The 13,225-nt window shown below is 58.2% G+C and carries 12 protein-coding genes and 1 pseudogene; 4 read left to right on the forward strand and 9 right to left on the reverse strand.

Going from position 1 to position 13,225, the window contains the following annotated elements; all coding sequences use genetic code 11:
• Both RHBS_RS14940 and RHBS_RS14945 read left to right on the forward strand, forming a co-directional pair.
• Positions 1 to 680, forward strand: a pseudogene (locus tag RHBS_RS14940) (IS3 family transposase); the annotation flags it as partial.
• A gap of 13 nt (positions 681 to 693) precedes the next feature.
• Positions 694 to 1,824, forward strand: coding sequence for a DNA phosphorothioation-associated putative methyltransferase (locus RHBS_RS14945; RefSeq protein WP_128645944.1), 1,131 nt, complete (start codon positions 694 to 696; stop codon positions 1,822 to 1,824).
• A gap of 152 nt (positions 1,825 to 1,976) precedes the next feature.
• Here RHBS_RS14945 and RHBS_RS14950 read toward each other — a convergent pair whose 3' ends face one another.
• From RHBS_RS14950 to RHBS_RS14965, 4 genes are all read right to left on the reverse strand, one after another.
• Complete coding sequence (locus RHBS_RS14950) at positions 1,977 to 4,187, reverse strand: DNA sulfur modification protein DndB (protein WP_128645940.1); 2,211 nt, start codon at positions 4,185 to 4,187, stop codon at positions 1,977 to 1,979.
• The gene (locus RHBS_RS14955; RefSeq protein ID WP_094643712.1) at positions 4,188 to 4,916 is read right to left on the reverse strand and encodes a hypothetical protein; all 729 of its coding nucleotides are present in this window, start codon (positions 4,914 to 4,916) and stop codon (positions 4,188 to 4,190) included. It abuts the gene before it with no gap.
• Between the two features lie 338 nt (positions 4,917 to 5,254).
• Positions 5,255 to 5,899 carry a VWA domain-containing protein gene (locus RHBS_RS14960; protein WP_237669241.1) on the reverse strand — a complete coding sequence of 215 codons (645 nt, stop codon included), beginning with the start codon at positions 5,897 to 5,899 and terminating at the stop codon, positions 5,255 to 5,257.
• A 94-nt stretch (positions 5,900 to 5,993) separates the two neighbouring features.
• Entirely contained in the window at positions 5,994 to 6,458 is a 465-nt protein-coding gene (locus RHBS_RS14965) for a hypothetical protein (protein ID WP_128645941.1), read from the reverse strand.
• 403 nt (positions 6,459 to 6,861) lie between these two features.
• On the opposite strand from RHBS_RS14965, the gene RHBS_RS30650 reads away from it, so the two are divergent.
• On the forward strand, positions 6,862 to 7,626 hold the full coding sequence (locus tag RHBS_RS30650) for a hypothetical protein (RefSeq protein ID WP_237669242.1): 765 nt from the start codon (positions 6,862 to 6,864) through the stop codon (positions 7,624 to 7,626).
• 269 nt (positions 7,627 to 7,895) lie between these two features.
• The gene (locus tag RHBS_RS14975; protein ID WP_237669243.1) at positions 7,896 to 8,624 is read left to right on the forward strand and encodes a hypothetical protein; all 729 of its coding nucleotides are present in this window, start codon (positions 7,896 to 7,898) and stop codon (positions 8,622 to 8,624) included.
• Positions 8,625 to 8,819: 195 nt separating this feature from the next.
• On the opposite strand, the gene RHBS_RS14980 is transcribed toward RHBS_RS14975, so the two are convergent.
• From RHBS_RS14980 to RHBS_RS30655, 5 genes are read right to left on the reverse strand one after another with little or no spacing between them, the layout of a single operon-like run.
• Positions 8,820 to 9,125: a hypothetical protein gene (locus tag RHBS_RS14980; RefSeq protein ID WP_128645942.1), complete on the reverse strand. Its 306-nt coding sequence runs from the start codon at positions 9,123 to 9,125 to the stop codon at positions 8,820 to 8,822.
• 11 nt (positions 9,126 to 9,136) lie between these two features.
• Positions 9,137 to 9,760: a hypothetical protein gene (locus RHBS_RS14985; protein ID WP_128645943.1), complete on the reverse strand. Its 624-nt coding sequence runs from the start codon at positions 9,758 to 9,760 to the stop codon at positions 9,137 to 9,139.
• A 25-nt stretch (positions 9,761 to 9,785) separates the two neighbouring features.
• A complete protein-coding gene (locus RHBS_RS14990; protein ID WP_094643715.1) occupies positions 9,786 to 10,142 on the reverse strand; it encodes a hypothetical protein in 357 nt (118 codons plus the stop codon).
• Positions 10,139 to 11,788 (reverse strand): hypothetical protein, encoded by a 1,650-nt coding sequence (locus RHBS_RS14995; protein ID WP_237669244.1) that lies wholly within the window; start codon positions 11,786 to 11,788, stop codon positions 10,139 to 10,141. Before RHBS_RS14995 ends, RHBS_RS14990 begins: the two co-directional genes overlap by 4 nt.
• Entirely contained in the window at positions 11,707 to 12,588 is an 882-nt protein-coding gene (locus RHBS_RS30655) for an AAA family ATPase (RefSeq protein ID WP_237669245.1), read from the reverse strand. Before RHBS_RS30655 ends, RHBS_RS14995 begins: the two co-directional genes overlap by 82 nt.
• Positions 12,589 to 13,225: the final 637 nt, after the last annotated feature.

Raw genomic sequence — 13,225 nt, forward strand, 5'->3', positions numbered from 1 at the left:
CGGAAGGCCCCGCTGGCACCTGCTCGCCCAGCCGGAGTGGGACGGCGTGGCGCTGAACAGGAAGCGGGTACGCCGGCTCTGGCGCGACGAAGGGCTCACCTGCAAACCCAAGGCGCGGAAGAAACGCCGCACCGGGCCCGGAGCCGGGGAGCAGAAACGCCTCACAGCCGAATACCCCCATGCACGTGGTCAGCTTCGACTTCCAGTCCGACGTGACTTCCTGCGGCCGGCACATCCGGTTCTTCAACGTCATCGACGAATACACCCGCACCGCGCTGGCGATCATCCCGCGCCGGTCGTTCAAGGCCGCCGACGTGGTCGCGGTGCTGGAGAACATCATCGCCGAAACCGGCACCGCCCCAACCTACGTCCGGTGCGACAACGGGCCCGAATTCACCGCTGAGGCACTGGTCACCTGGTGCAACACCGCCGGGGTCGACACCGCATTCATCGACCCGGGATCACCCTGGCAGAACGGCTTCATCGAATCCTTCAACGCCCAATTCAGAAGGGAACAACTCTCCGGAGAAATCATGGACAGCATGGCCGAAGCGAAGTATTTGGCCGAGGAATGGAAAGCTATCTACAATCATGAACGGCCCCACGGATCCCTGGACGGCATGACGCCGCAGCGCTACTGGGAAACCTGGACGCAAGAAAACCAATTAGCTATCGCATAGACGCTGGACTGCTATCGGGGGCCCAACCAGACTCGTTTGGGAAGCAAGACACCTAGTTGGCCGTCGCTTTGCCGACGGAATAATTACACAGTCTGGTACCTTTCAAAAATTCTACGAACAAAACGAATTATCGACTTGGCTTGAACAGGCACTGGGCAAGAAGCCCGTCGCCGCTGCTCCCGGTATCTTCTACGTTTTCAGGGACGAAGTAGATGAACAACAATTCCTAGCCAACCGAGTGCACACGTACCGCCCACGCGTACAGATAGACCCTCACGTCACATACGAGCAGAACAGCGAGCTGCTTGAACCCTTGCTCAAATTCATGTCTCGACATGGACGCTACCCGAAGACTGGTGAACTTGAAGTTGATCATGAACGGTGTATAAAAGAGCAATTTCAGACGCTTGGCCGCGCAATGAATTTGATATACAAGGTCACGGAGGATACATACTGGGAGCGAGTTCGAACGCAGTGCAAGAGCGAGCTCGTTGTCTATGCCGCCCTCTCGCGATTCGGCCGTAGACCGAAATTTGGCAGCCTGGGAAAAACACTGCAACGCGACATAAAAACTCATTTCAACACATATCGAGAAGTCACCACCCTCGGCGATCGCCTCCTCGCCTCATCGGGCAACCCAACGTTGATACTGATGTCAGCTCGCAGCTCAAAAGTTGGGAAACAAACACCCTCAGCACTTTATGTCCATCGCAACGCTGTTGCGGAGCTACCTCCACTCCTTCAGGTCTACGAGGGGTGCGCGCGGGTCCTGTCTGGGAATATTCCGCGGGCCAATATGATCAAGCTTTCGGTCCTCAAACCACAGATATCTTTCCTGACCTATCCCGATTTTGAAGCCAACGCACATCCGACACTCGCGAGTGCAGTGACTGTCAACTTGCGGGATCTCTCTGTGGATTGGAGGGACTACACCCGATCAACCAATCCCCCACTCCTTCATCGAAAGGAAGAATTCGTGGGTGCCGACGACCCGAGACGCGCGCTCTACGAGAAGTTGACCGCATCCGAGGTGCGAGCGGGACTATATGAACGCCCTGAGCAGATCGGCAGGTTGGACGGATGGCGACAGACCTTGGACCGAAGGTCGAAGATTGTCCGTGGGCATCGCTTGTTCAACAAATAGATCGGCATAACGTCAGGAGCCGGCAGCCTCTAGGGTGAGTATGCCCCCCGAGGGCCTGAAAGTTCATCGTCAGATCGATCATCGGTCGATGGTCGGGCTGTGGTGCAAACGGTTTCCTTCCGCGGGCCACCGACTATCTTTAAGACACGCCTCTATGACGGTTCACTCACCTCACCATTGGCAGCTTCCGTTCCCAGGCCATCGTCAAGATCATCATCGACCTGGTCATCATCCGTCAAAGTCGTATCGGGCGTTTCAACAACTTTGCCTGACTGAACCTTGAACCACGCCTCCAGCTGTTCGTCTGGTACGTCGAACCATTTTGCAATAGCGCTTCTAACTTCCTTGGAAGAATCTACTACTGCTTGCTGCCTACGTTTGTCGTCTTTCAAATCGGGACGAGTTGTCCGCAATGCCTTATCCTTCTCGCCAACGATATACGTTAGATAGGCTTGCCTTGACTCGTCGCGAAGATTCAGTAGAGATTCTTCATTGACGACGCCTTTCAGCGGTGCGAACCCCTCCTTTGAGGCCAGAATTTCCAACCAAAAATACCGGAACTGAACTGCTCGTGGCGAGTCCATATTCGTGATTAAATTCAAAGGACTTTTCGGAGACTTGGCACTACGCTTCGACAGCGCGAGCCGCCGATCGTAAGAGCCTGAGGTTCGGCTCTCCATCCAAGAATTGACACCTGCCTTCATTCCCTCAGCGACACTTACGACGTCGTCGATGCCGCCCGGTGTTGCTCGTTTCACGATGGATGCCAAGGTCAAGGCCAGGCCTAATTGACACGCGTGGGTGTTTACCGCTTGGAAGAGTTGATTCACTTCGTCCACCCTTGACTTGGCACCGATGTACTGATCGGCCCTAAGGGTTTCAAATTCCGATTGCTTGGTGACAATCAGATCCCAAGCCTTCACAACATCTGGCTTTGTAGTTGCCCCGTAAAGCTCCTTTTCGCGTTGCCAGTACGTAGCCGAATCGCGGAGTGTCCAGTACATTCCCACTCCCCCGAACAATGCATCATTCGCGAGCGTTGAAATGGCATCGTCAAGTAGCCATCCATCTTTGAGTTGAGACAATGCCCTCGCGTGTGCCCTGTAAGGCAGAATTCCGCTGAGAAGCACCAGTATCGCTCTTCCCCATGACTCCCGGTACGCCTCCGATAACTTTGGTACCGCGGAGTCAGGAAAGTTCTTATTCGCCAACTCGTCTCGAGAGAAAGGCTGGTCACCGTCGATGGTCGGATCGAACAATCTCTCTACATCTAATTGTTCGCGCATGAACGAGTTTTTCTCTTCTTCAGGCTCGCGCTTTCCTATTACCGAGTCGAGCTTATTGATATATTTTGGTGGACCAAAGACGGTCCGACTTATCATTTGTTTAATGGCATGTATATTTGTTAATGCAGACCATCTCGCCGATGTTGTCGATTTCGTATCCGGATTGTCGTACTCGACGCAGAATAACGGTAAGTATTCCTCGCCAGGCTGATTGCGCAGATCAGTTAGCGTCGTGCGAACAAAGATATTGAGCAGCTCGCTATCCGAGAGCAAAATTAGCCTTGATTCGCTTGGAGTTCGAGCTTCTTTATTGACATCCACGAAAACCTTACGTGCGGCCTTGTGCGGCTCGTGGCCGCTACCGAACTTCTCAGGAAACCACAGAAGAGTGACCGGGACTTCAATGTCATCCAGTACGCCATCACGATTCTTGAGCGCCTCTTTAATTCGCGATTCGTAAAAATAGCGGTATCGCGCGCCCGAGGAGCTTTGCCATGCCGATCGAATAGTTCGATCAATGGCCAACAATGCCATAGCACGGTGCTGCCCGTCGACAACCACAAGACGGCAGAACTCGCTGTTCCACTTGACCTCCCCGAGCGCAATTGGACTCGCTTTGCCTGTGTCGTCGACTAGCCGGCGGATGCGCACCGACTGGCCTGCATCCTGCTGAGCCCAATCCAACCCGCCGTCGTTCACGATTGTCCGCTGGCCCAGCTCGGGGAAATCCGAAGGTCGCTGAGACTGAAATGGAAGCAAGACTGCGACTATTGGTGGAAAAAACGCTGGTCCGTTTTTCTCTGGATTGAGTAGGTAAGGTACGAGATTAACCGCGACGCGGTGATCATCAAGGTCGCGTTGCAGGAGCTGGTTGAAGTCGAGCTCCTCCGAAGGGATCACCTCACGAACCGGCACAAGGTGCTGAGTCAATCTCCGCTCAGAGTCCGCAGCATCAGCTCCCAGCCGGGCTTTGGTCATCAAGTAGTCAACCTGCCCCGCCGGCGTTGAAAATCGTCCGGTGATTCCTTGAACGCTATTTTGAAATGAAGCACCGCTGCCAAATTGACCAAGACTCATTTACTGCCTCCCTAGAACCGGTTGAAAAACTCGCTGTAGGACCCATTCAGCATTTTGTGCTACCACTCTTCGCTGAGCACGTCCATCGTCGTTAGTTCCGAGTCCCAGGAACTCTGTACCCGACGGGAGGACCCAAACGTCCAGTCGTTCCAGGCGGATCCCACACCCGGCCAGTCTCTCCCCCAGCGATTGCCCATTGAATTGCATCACGTCAGCCAGGGCCGGATTCTGCCTCAGCTGAGCGTATGCAGCCTCATACGCTTTCTTGTGTTCGGCTAACCTGCCCCTCAGATTCGTCGCGACGCCGATGTATAGAGGGCTCGCGAAGATCGGGGATGCAGCCAGCAACAGGTCGGCCAAGAGTCGCCGCTGCTCCGGGTTTGCAGATACTTCAGCCAAGCGCAAACCCAATCGGCTGGTCTCGGTTACTTCGTCGAGGTCTGCGGCCGACTCGCGATTGAGTGTTGCTGACCAGTTCAAACCGTACTTTCCGGGGCCTGCCATATGGACCGGTCCTGTGCGGTGCACGTTGACATAATCCATGATGGCTCGGTTAAGTTCAAAGGTCGCCAGGTCTCTGTCGCCCCGCAACCGAGGTTCCCAGTCGCGCTCGGAGAGCGCCACCTTCGCATACCACGCGTAGATGCCAGGCACATCTGGTGCCATGTCGAGCTCTAGCGCCCCGAAACGCTTTGGCTGTGGAGGCTGGCGATTGTGCTTCACAGACATCACGTGATCCTATCCGTCCAGCCCCCAGGGGCGCTGCTTGGCTCTCATGATCGCGATTCTTTAGGTCGGAGACTTTGACTCTTGAAGTTGAGCCTACCCAAAGCGTCGGGGAACTATCTGAGGGTCGCACACGGATTCTTCAAGCTTTGCTTATTCCTCGTTGAGCTGAGGATGACTCGTAATCCTAATCCGAGCGCGGCAGCAGTAAACGCATCCTCAGCGGCAGGTGCAACCTACGGACAGATTCAACTGAACTTCCAACCGGTCAGTGCGGCAACGATGCAGAGGACGAAGACCAGTTCAATTGCCCTCCAACACGCCGCTGCCCCGGTACTTACTCATTCGCCGCGCGCTCGGCGACGGTCGGCTTCGGAGAAACCCTGGGCCAGAGACGCTCCGTGCACCTGGGCACGCTTGCGGTCCTGGTAGCTCGCCACCGAATCGAAGGCAGCCGTGACGCCGACCGTCGTCGATACGTACGTCATCGACTTCTCCCGCGCGAACCCGAGATCAGCACCCACTTCGACAGCGTCGATGTTGGAACCCAAGAAAACGAAGTCCCACTCGTAGTCCCGCTCCTGCTTCGCAATCAGCTCGCGCACAGCAGTATTGGTCCACTCCTTGCTCGCGTTCTCGTGCCCGTCGGTCATCACCAGAACAGTGACCGAGCCAGGGCGGTCGTCCGCGGGTAACGCACTGAGCTCCGCACCCACCTCGGTGACGAGCCGGCCAACCGCGTCGTAGAGAGCAGTCATCCCGCGTGGCTCCAGCACGAGGTTCGGTACCTCCGCGATCGGCTTCGAGCTGTAGACCGACTCGTATCGGTCGTCGAACTGAGCCAGAGTGACAACGGTATTGCCGTCGGACTCACGTTCCTTGGCGATGAACGAATCGAACCCGCCGCGGGTGTCGTCGGCGATGGCATTCATCGAACCCGAACGGTCGAGCACAGCAGCAACGAGAGAGAGCTGTGGATTGGTCAAAAGAACCTCCTGATGGAAAGTGCACCGAATGGACGCGGTGACGATGATGGCCGAACCATACCGAGGGGTACCGACAAGAACTGAGCTACGACGGTCACGCCCGTTCCAGCAGGTAGGCCGTCACCTGGTCCCACGTCTCGAACGGTTCGGTGCCGTACCGCAGCCATTCCCCTCCGAATTCGCCGGCACCATTATTGCGTCGGTCGTCTACGAGAAAATCCCCGCGATTCAGGTTCTTGTGGTGGGACAGGATAAGTCTCTTGTAGGCGACGGATCCTTCGTCGGACCCGAGGTGCTTCTGCACCCACAGCACCTTGTCGTGCCAGGCGCTGGAGTTCTTCCAGGGGGCGGTGGAGAGGATGTAGGTGTCGAACACGGCCGCCAACGTGCGGTAAGCATCGAGCGCGCCGTCGATGGGATCCATCAGCGAAAAGATGTGCGCTACCTCGTCGAGGTCGTTGGGGTATTTCGCTATGTCGGCCGGGTCTGCCCGGTCGATGCCCGACTGGAAGTTTACGAGCGTGTTGTCGAGGTCTACGTACAGAATCTTCTTGGCCATCGGGCACCTTTCGTCGTGCACCGTCGCGGTGCAATGTCAGAGAAGAGTCACGGGAACATCGACACCGCGAGAGAAGCAGAACTTGATCCGTTCCGCATTTCGATCATCGCACACGCGTACGACAAGCTGTTTCGCGACCACTGCCGTCGCCGTGAGCTCCACACTGTGTCAGACCCGTTGGATACAGTCAGTCGTGTCGCACCGAGATCCCGGGGAGAGCGAAACCGATTGCGCACCATGCACGCACCGGTCTTCGCACACGCAGCCCACACTCGCCACAATGCACTCGATCTGCCCCAGACGGGTACCAACATCTGGTGGCGGAATTGCAGACCCTTGCGTCCCACCTCAAGCCCGCCGTATAGCGATTAAGCCCGACACCACAAAAGACTTGGAGACATATATGAAGCAATCCGACCACCCCGCTCCGGAATGGCATTTCGCATCGACCATCGATGGAGATCGGTATGCCGTGATCACCAACCTCGATCATGACTACGCCGGATGGTCGGTGGAAGTCGAGCAAGAAGGAGGCATTCAGATCGGCCAGGTGATGTCGGAAACCCTGTGGCGTGACGACGACACTGATTTCAACCTGCTCGGTCTCGGAGACTCTGTGGACGGTTGGTGCGCACCGGTCGAAGGCGGGGCACTGCTGACCGCGTTCTTCACCCCTGCGGGCACACGTCTCGCGATCGAGCCTTGGGTCTACACGCGAGAATGGTTGACAGAATCGCTTGTCGACCAACCGGTGGCACTCATTATCGACCTCGGACCCAACGACTACATCCCCAGCGAGCACGAGTCCGACGACGTCCTGTGTGCTCAACTTCAGGTGATGGAGGACGACGTATTCCTTGTTCGTCGCTCCCGCACCGAGCTCGGACATCTACTGCTCGCCAACTATTCGACTGCGGCAATCACTCTCGACAAGTGGTACCTGCAGGAACACTTCGACGACTGCACCGACGGCTACCTGTTCACCAAGGATCGTCGCTTGGCCGCGGAAACCTGCGTCACCTGGTTCCGGGACAAGCAGGACCCGAACGAGAAGATCGACATTGGCTGCAACTACCGGTTCGCCGACCAACTGATCCCCGAGGACGGACGCTCTTCTAGCCTGAATACACCGTCTAGACAACAGAGGAGCATGGGTTTCGGTCGCTGAACGTGCTGTCGTGCTGGCATATTCGTCCGTTTGTTCGACAACTTCGACTTCGTGTACACCGTCGAGCAGATTCCGGTGACGGAACATAGATCAAGATTGATACCCGGTACCGTCACAGCACGAGCCGGTCCGACTGAATCCGACGGGCGCAGAACCTCGTGTCATCACGACCGGATATGGTGTCCAACATGGCAGAACCTTCCCAGGACAAGCTCTACGCGACCACGCTGCAGACAATCGGTGCCATCGCGAAGCTACCCGTCGTCCACGTGGACAGAGACTCTTTTCTACGGAAGCAGTTCAAAGATTCCTCGTACCTCGATGTCATCCTCGCCGAGGGGCCACAGGTCGTTTACTCAGTCGAATCACTTCGCAAAAAATGCAACACACTTGTCAAGAACAGTGCAGCGAAGACCTCGGCTGTATCATTTGCCAGCGGCCTGCCCGGCAACCCTGCGATCATGGTTGCCGCAGGTGGAGCGGACGTAGCGCAATATTTCGGCTTCGCCATCAACCTTGCTCAACAGATCGCGTACATGTTCGGGGAAGATGACCTCTTCGACGGCAACGAACTGTCTGAGTCGGCCCAAATTCGCGTGATTGGCTACCTCGGCGCAATGTTCGGAGCGGCTGGGGCATCGGCGCTGGTGGCGAGCACATCGAAAGTCGCCGGCGCGAACATCGGCAAGAAAGTCGCAGCGCAGGCACTGACGAAAACCACCTGGTACCCCCTCGTCAAGAAGGTCGGCGCAATCATCGGGCAGAAGATCACGAAGAAGACCGTAGAGAAGACGATCACCAAGGCCGTACCCGTGGTCGGCGGGATAGTGTCCGGCGGGCTGACGTATGTGACTTTTCGCCCCATGGGACACCGTCTAGCCGACACTCTTGTCAGAAATTTGACTGGCGAATTCGACGACGACCTCGACCTGAATCCCGAGTTCGCGGCACGCGCAAACGCGAACAACGTCGTGATCGAACAGATCGGCGGTCTGTAACCACGTACGTTCTTCGTCGGACATCAGCGCCCTGGCAATCACCGCTCGAACGGCGCCTCCGATATCGTGGAAGGCGTTGTTGCCCAAGGCGTAGCCGCTTGGAGTCGCTGATAGAACACCAGGCACGGATGTGCGCTTTAAAGCCGACGTGTCGCGTGCATTAAGCAGTCGTTCGACGCCACAAGGCACCTATCGTTACCGTCCTTCCGGAAGCGTTGGATACACAAAGCCTTCGTCGCTCTCATGAACGCATCCGATCCCGTGCTCTCTCAACAACTCGATGAGGTCACCGACCGGCGGCTCCGGCAAGAGCACAGAGAGGGCAGGAGGAGTCTTGAAATGCCTTCGATAGTCGAGCAACTGTCCCAATGCCATCCGCACCGCCTCCCGCGAAGCTGATGCCTTCGCCTCGTACAGAACGCCGTTGGTGTTGTCGAACAAGTCGGCGATCAATGTACGCCCCGTGTTCTTCACTGCCAGCTGGAAACTGCTCACGTCCACGCCATCCGCCTTCAGTGTGTCCGCGAAGCGTGGACCATCGCGCTCTCAGCCCGCGTCGCTCGATAGGACGCGAACGACTCGACGTAATACTCCTTGATGCGATTGCCCTCCAACGGGATTCGCCGCGCGACTCGCTCACCACCGGCACTCCCACCTCCACCGAGCCATGGGTTGGCGTTCTTGCGCCGGAGGTTGTCGAGGTGGCCGGACCACAGCTCAGCCAGAACGGACGCTGAGGGTTCTCTAATCAACCGCCCTGAATTCTGCACAGGAAACTTGAACTCGGGTAACGCTTGCTGAACTTCTTCGACGGGTAGACGATCGTCGTCGTCGAGCATCACGTCCCAGCTGACGTCGACGTACACAGCAGTTCCTCCCCCCTCATCCCAATGCTCGCCAGGGTGCGCGCCATCGGCGATGAGTTCACCGCTCGCCACCACGCCGCGGTTCTTCCCGGTCCGCAGCATGTAGACCCGATCTCCGTTCAGTGGATTCCCATATCCGCGACCGAAACTCCAATTGCCCGGGTAGGGAATCCCTTTGGTCGTTTCATCGATCATCTCACGGCGCTCGTCCGGATCGAGACCCTCGTCGCTTCCGTTCCAGAGGACGAAGAAGCTCTTTTTCATTTCCATATATCAACCTTTCGAGCCTGCTCGATCACGTTTCCTCCAACAGCACGGCTACCACGCCACACAAATGCCGCACCTCATCCACTGTCGGTGCAAGTTCATAGGCATGGTGGTGGCAGGCATTGCTCAGCCTGTTCCACGCCATCGACGCGGCGTCCGCGCGTTCCGTGGTGTCCAACGACCTCAAGATCACCAGCCGTGATCGCATGCTCGGTCGCTCGATATCCACGCCCAGCGCCACACATCGCGCGACCACCAACTCCTCCAACGCCTGGCGAGCGATGAACGCGGCCAGACGCGCGGAACCGCCTGCAGCGCCATGACTTCCGTCGAGCAGCAGTTCGGCATTTCTCAGCGCTACTGCCGGTGACGTGGTCGTAGTCATTCGGCGAGAATCCCGTCGACCATCTTCTTTAGGTCGTTCACCAATTCCCAAGTGATCGGCCGATCCGAACCGTTGTGAGTGCCTGCATTCGCGATGTGGAGCGTCGGGAAGCGTTCGGTGCGGAAGCCGAGCCACTGCGATAGGTCGCGTTCGGAATCCTGGTGCACGGCCAGCGCAATCTTGTTGCGCGTCTTGTGCACTGCCGACCACCGCTCTTCGGTCGCCAGCCGAGACTCCCCCGCCCGGTGTTGCTTTGCATAGAACACTTGCTGCGCAGCAGATTCCAGCGCCAACCGGAACAAGCCCGGCGCAACTCGCCGCTTGACGTCCTCGGGCACATTCTCGTCCAACACCAATGCCCGCACATCGTTGAAATACCGGATCGCTTGATTCTGTGTCTCAGAAACACTGATGTTGGAACCTGGTTCGCGCATGACCTCGACGAGCCGCGCATCGACTGCGAGTTGCCTGATCGCAGTGGCCAATCGATCATCGTGCGAGAACACGATGACCTGCCTGGTCTTTGCGAGCGCCGACAGCACCTTGATGAAGCCATCGATCTTCGCCGGATCCATCGCCTGGATAGGGTCGTCCAGCACGATGAATCGAAACGGACTGTTCGGCGTGGTCGCTCTCGGTATGAACAGTGCTAATGCCAACGCATGCAGCTCGCCCTGACTCATCACCGACAGTGCCTCGGACTCCACGCCGTCGACCGAGCCGGTCATCACCACTCGCCTGCTGGTGTTGTGGCCCACCAAGTTGATAGCACCGATGTCGACATTGCTTTCCTGACGCAACTCCGCCCAAATGTCGCGCGCCTGCTCTGCAATCGGAGCAAGCCGCTGATCCCTCAATTGCTTGGCGTGCGAGGCAATCCACTTCTTGGCCGTGTCGACGTTCTTGACGGCCTCATCCGCCTCTCGCGCTGCGGATTCGAGGGTGGCCCACGCGGCCAGACGTCCAGCAATCGGTGCCCAGGTGTCCTCACGCTGAGCCGCCGCTTCATTGGCCTCGGTGCGCAGCGCCTCAGCAGACTCGATGACCGCGGGGATCGTCGTTGCCAAGTGGTCCGCCACACCGGAAGAACTCGACGGTTGCTCTCGCGCCACGGCGACGGACTTTTGATACTCGGACAGTGAAGGCAGGTCGACGCCCTCCACCGCGGTGGCGTCGGTGATTTCGTTCCCCAGTTCGACTGCGGCGCGTTGCGCTCGGTCGAGTCGGCGGCGGCTGTGCTTGTAGGCAGCCAGTTTCTGGCTCTCCTCGGCAAGCTGCGCCCGCGAGTGCTCGGCCCACGCATCGTCGAGCGTCCCCGTCGTGCAGACCGGACACTCGATTTTGCCCGTCTCACTGTGCAATCGCAGTGCCGCATCGAGCAGATCGTTGCGCTGCTCCACCACCGACAGTGCCTCATCAGCCGAATCCGCGGTATCGGCCGCAGCTGCCCTTAGCTCCGCCACCACCTCGTCGACACGCTGCTGAGTCGGGGCGCTCAGCGCTGCGAGCCGCTTCAAACCGATGAGCGCGGGCGATGCCGATGCGTCGGCACCAGTGGCCAGCGCTAGCACCGCGTCGAGATCCGCAACCCGCTTCTTGACCAGGTCTGCAGCAGTTTTCGCACGGTCGTCCGACGCATCCGACAACAAGTTCTTGAGCTGGCGCAGGCTCTCCGCTGCTCGTTGCCGGGCCCCTTGACCTCCTTGAGTACCGCTGCCAGTCGCTTCTCGGCATCGGTGATCTCGTCGAGTCCGAGGAGTTTGGCCAGGGCGTCGTGCAGGGTGGACGGCGTCGCGTCGAACAGGCCGCCGATTTCGTCGTAGGACAGGATCGGGCGATGCAATTCGACGGCAGACTTCCACCCAAGTGCATCGGTACCGATGCTGCGCTTCTGCTTTCCAACCTGAGTCCAGGTGGAGCATCCCTTCAGCGCGGCATCAGAGGTCCAGTCGACACCGACAACCGTCGGTTCGGATCCTTCGATCGTGAGCCCCACCCGCACCTCACACGGATCTCCCTGATGCAGATTGCGCCAGGTATCAGCCCACAGCTTGGCCTTGTTCTCCCAGCGGTAACTCGAACCGGTGATCGCGAATTCGAGCGCCTCGGCAAAGCTCGACTTGCCCGATCCGTTGCGGCCACTGACGATCGTGATCCCAGGCGCAGGGTGTAGATCCAGCGCTGCTTTGGGCCCGATGCCGCGGAATCCCGCGACAGTGATCGAGGTCAGAAAAGCACCGACCGGCTCTTCGACGAGCTTGCTACCCGACGGCTCCGGAACGTGCGGGGTCGAGATGCCGTCGAGAAGCTCCTGCAGTGACGTCGGCCCTTCCAGGGCTGCGAGAACGAAGTACTTGACCTCGTCGGACAGATCATTGTCCGCGTCGATGGCGTCGATCACCACGTCGACGAGTGGCCTGTCGACAGCATTGTCGGCAACGGGCACCGGCACTCCCCTCTTCGTTCTGATGGCTAACCAGACCCCACAGTCCCATACGGTGCCGACAGTGCGCAGGGACATGAACTATCTCCGATCCAGCTTCGGAACTCGCCGGTCGAGGTTGACTTCGGGAAGGCACGAAGGCGGCTATCAGATTCAGGCACACCGAGCCACGGTCAACCAGGACGATCGCACCGGTCACGGCGGAGCCATCTCACCAGGCAGCCATGCGGCGGCTTCTGCACCCTCGCATGCCTTCGCCATACGACCTATAGGCGACGCAGCGCGGCTGTCCGCGATGACACCAGGTGTTCTTGTGTCTCATTCGTCCATCATTTTCATTACCTCTATCCAAGAATCAGACCGTGACACGGATACCCTCCGGGCCCCAGATGACAGCGACGGTTCTGTAATGCTGATGAGCGCCCGCTCGATCGCCCCGTATGCAGGAAGCAACGAGGTGATGCGGCTGCCAATGCTTGAGGTGTTCACGATCGCGCCTCTCAAGGCACTCATCGAATTACCCACCGGTAGGGCACCGCCAACGAGACAGAGCCTCACGCTTGCTGAGGCTTCATACCAGGCACCGGCTACCCGAAGGAGGCCCGCTGCCCATGATTACACGGGACGACGACACGAAAAA

It is taken from the genome of Rhodococcus sp. BS-15 (assembly GCF_000813105.1).
Taxonomy (GTDB): Bacteria; Actinomycetota; Actinomycetes; order Mycobacteriales; family Mycobacteriaceae; genus Rhodococcoides.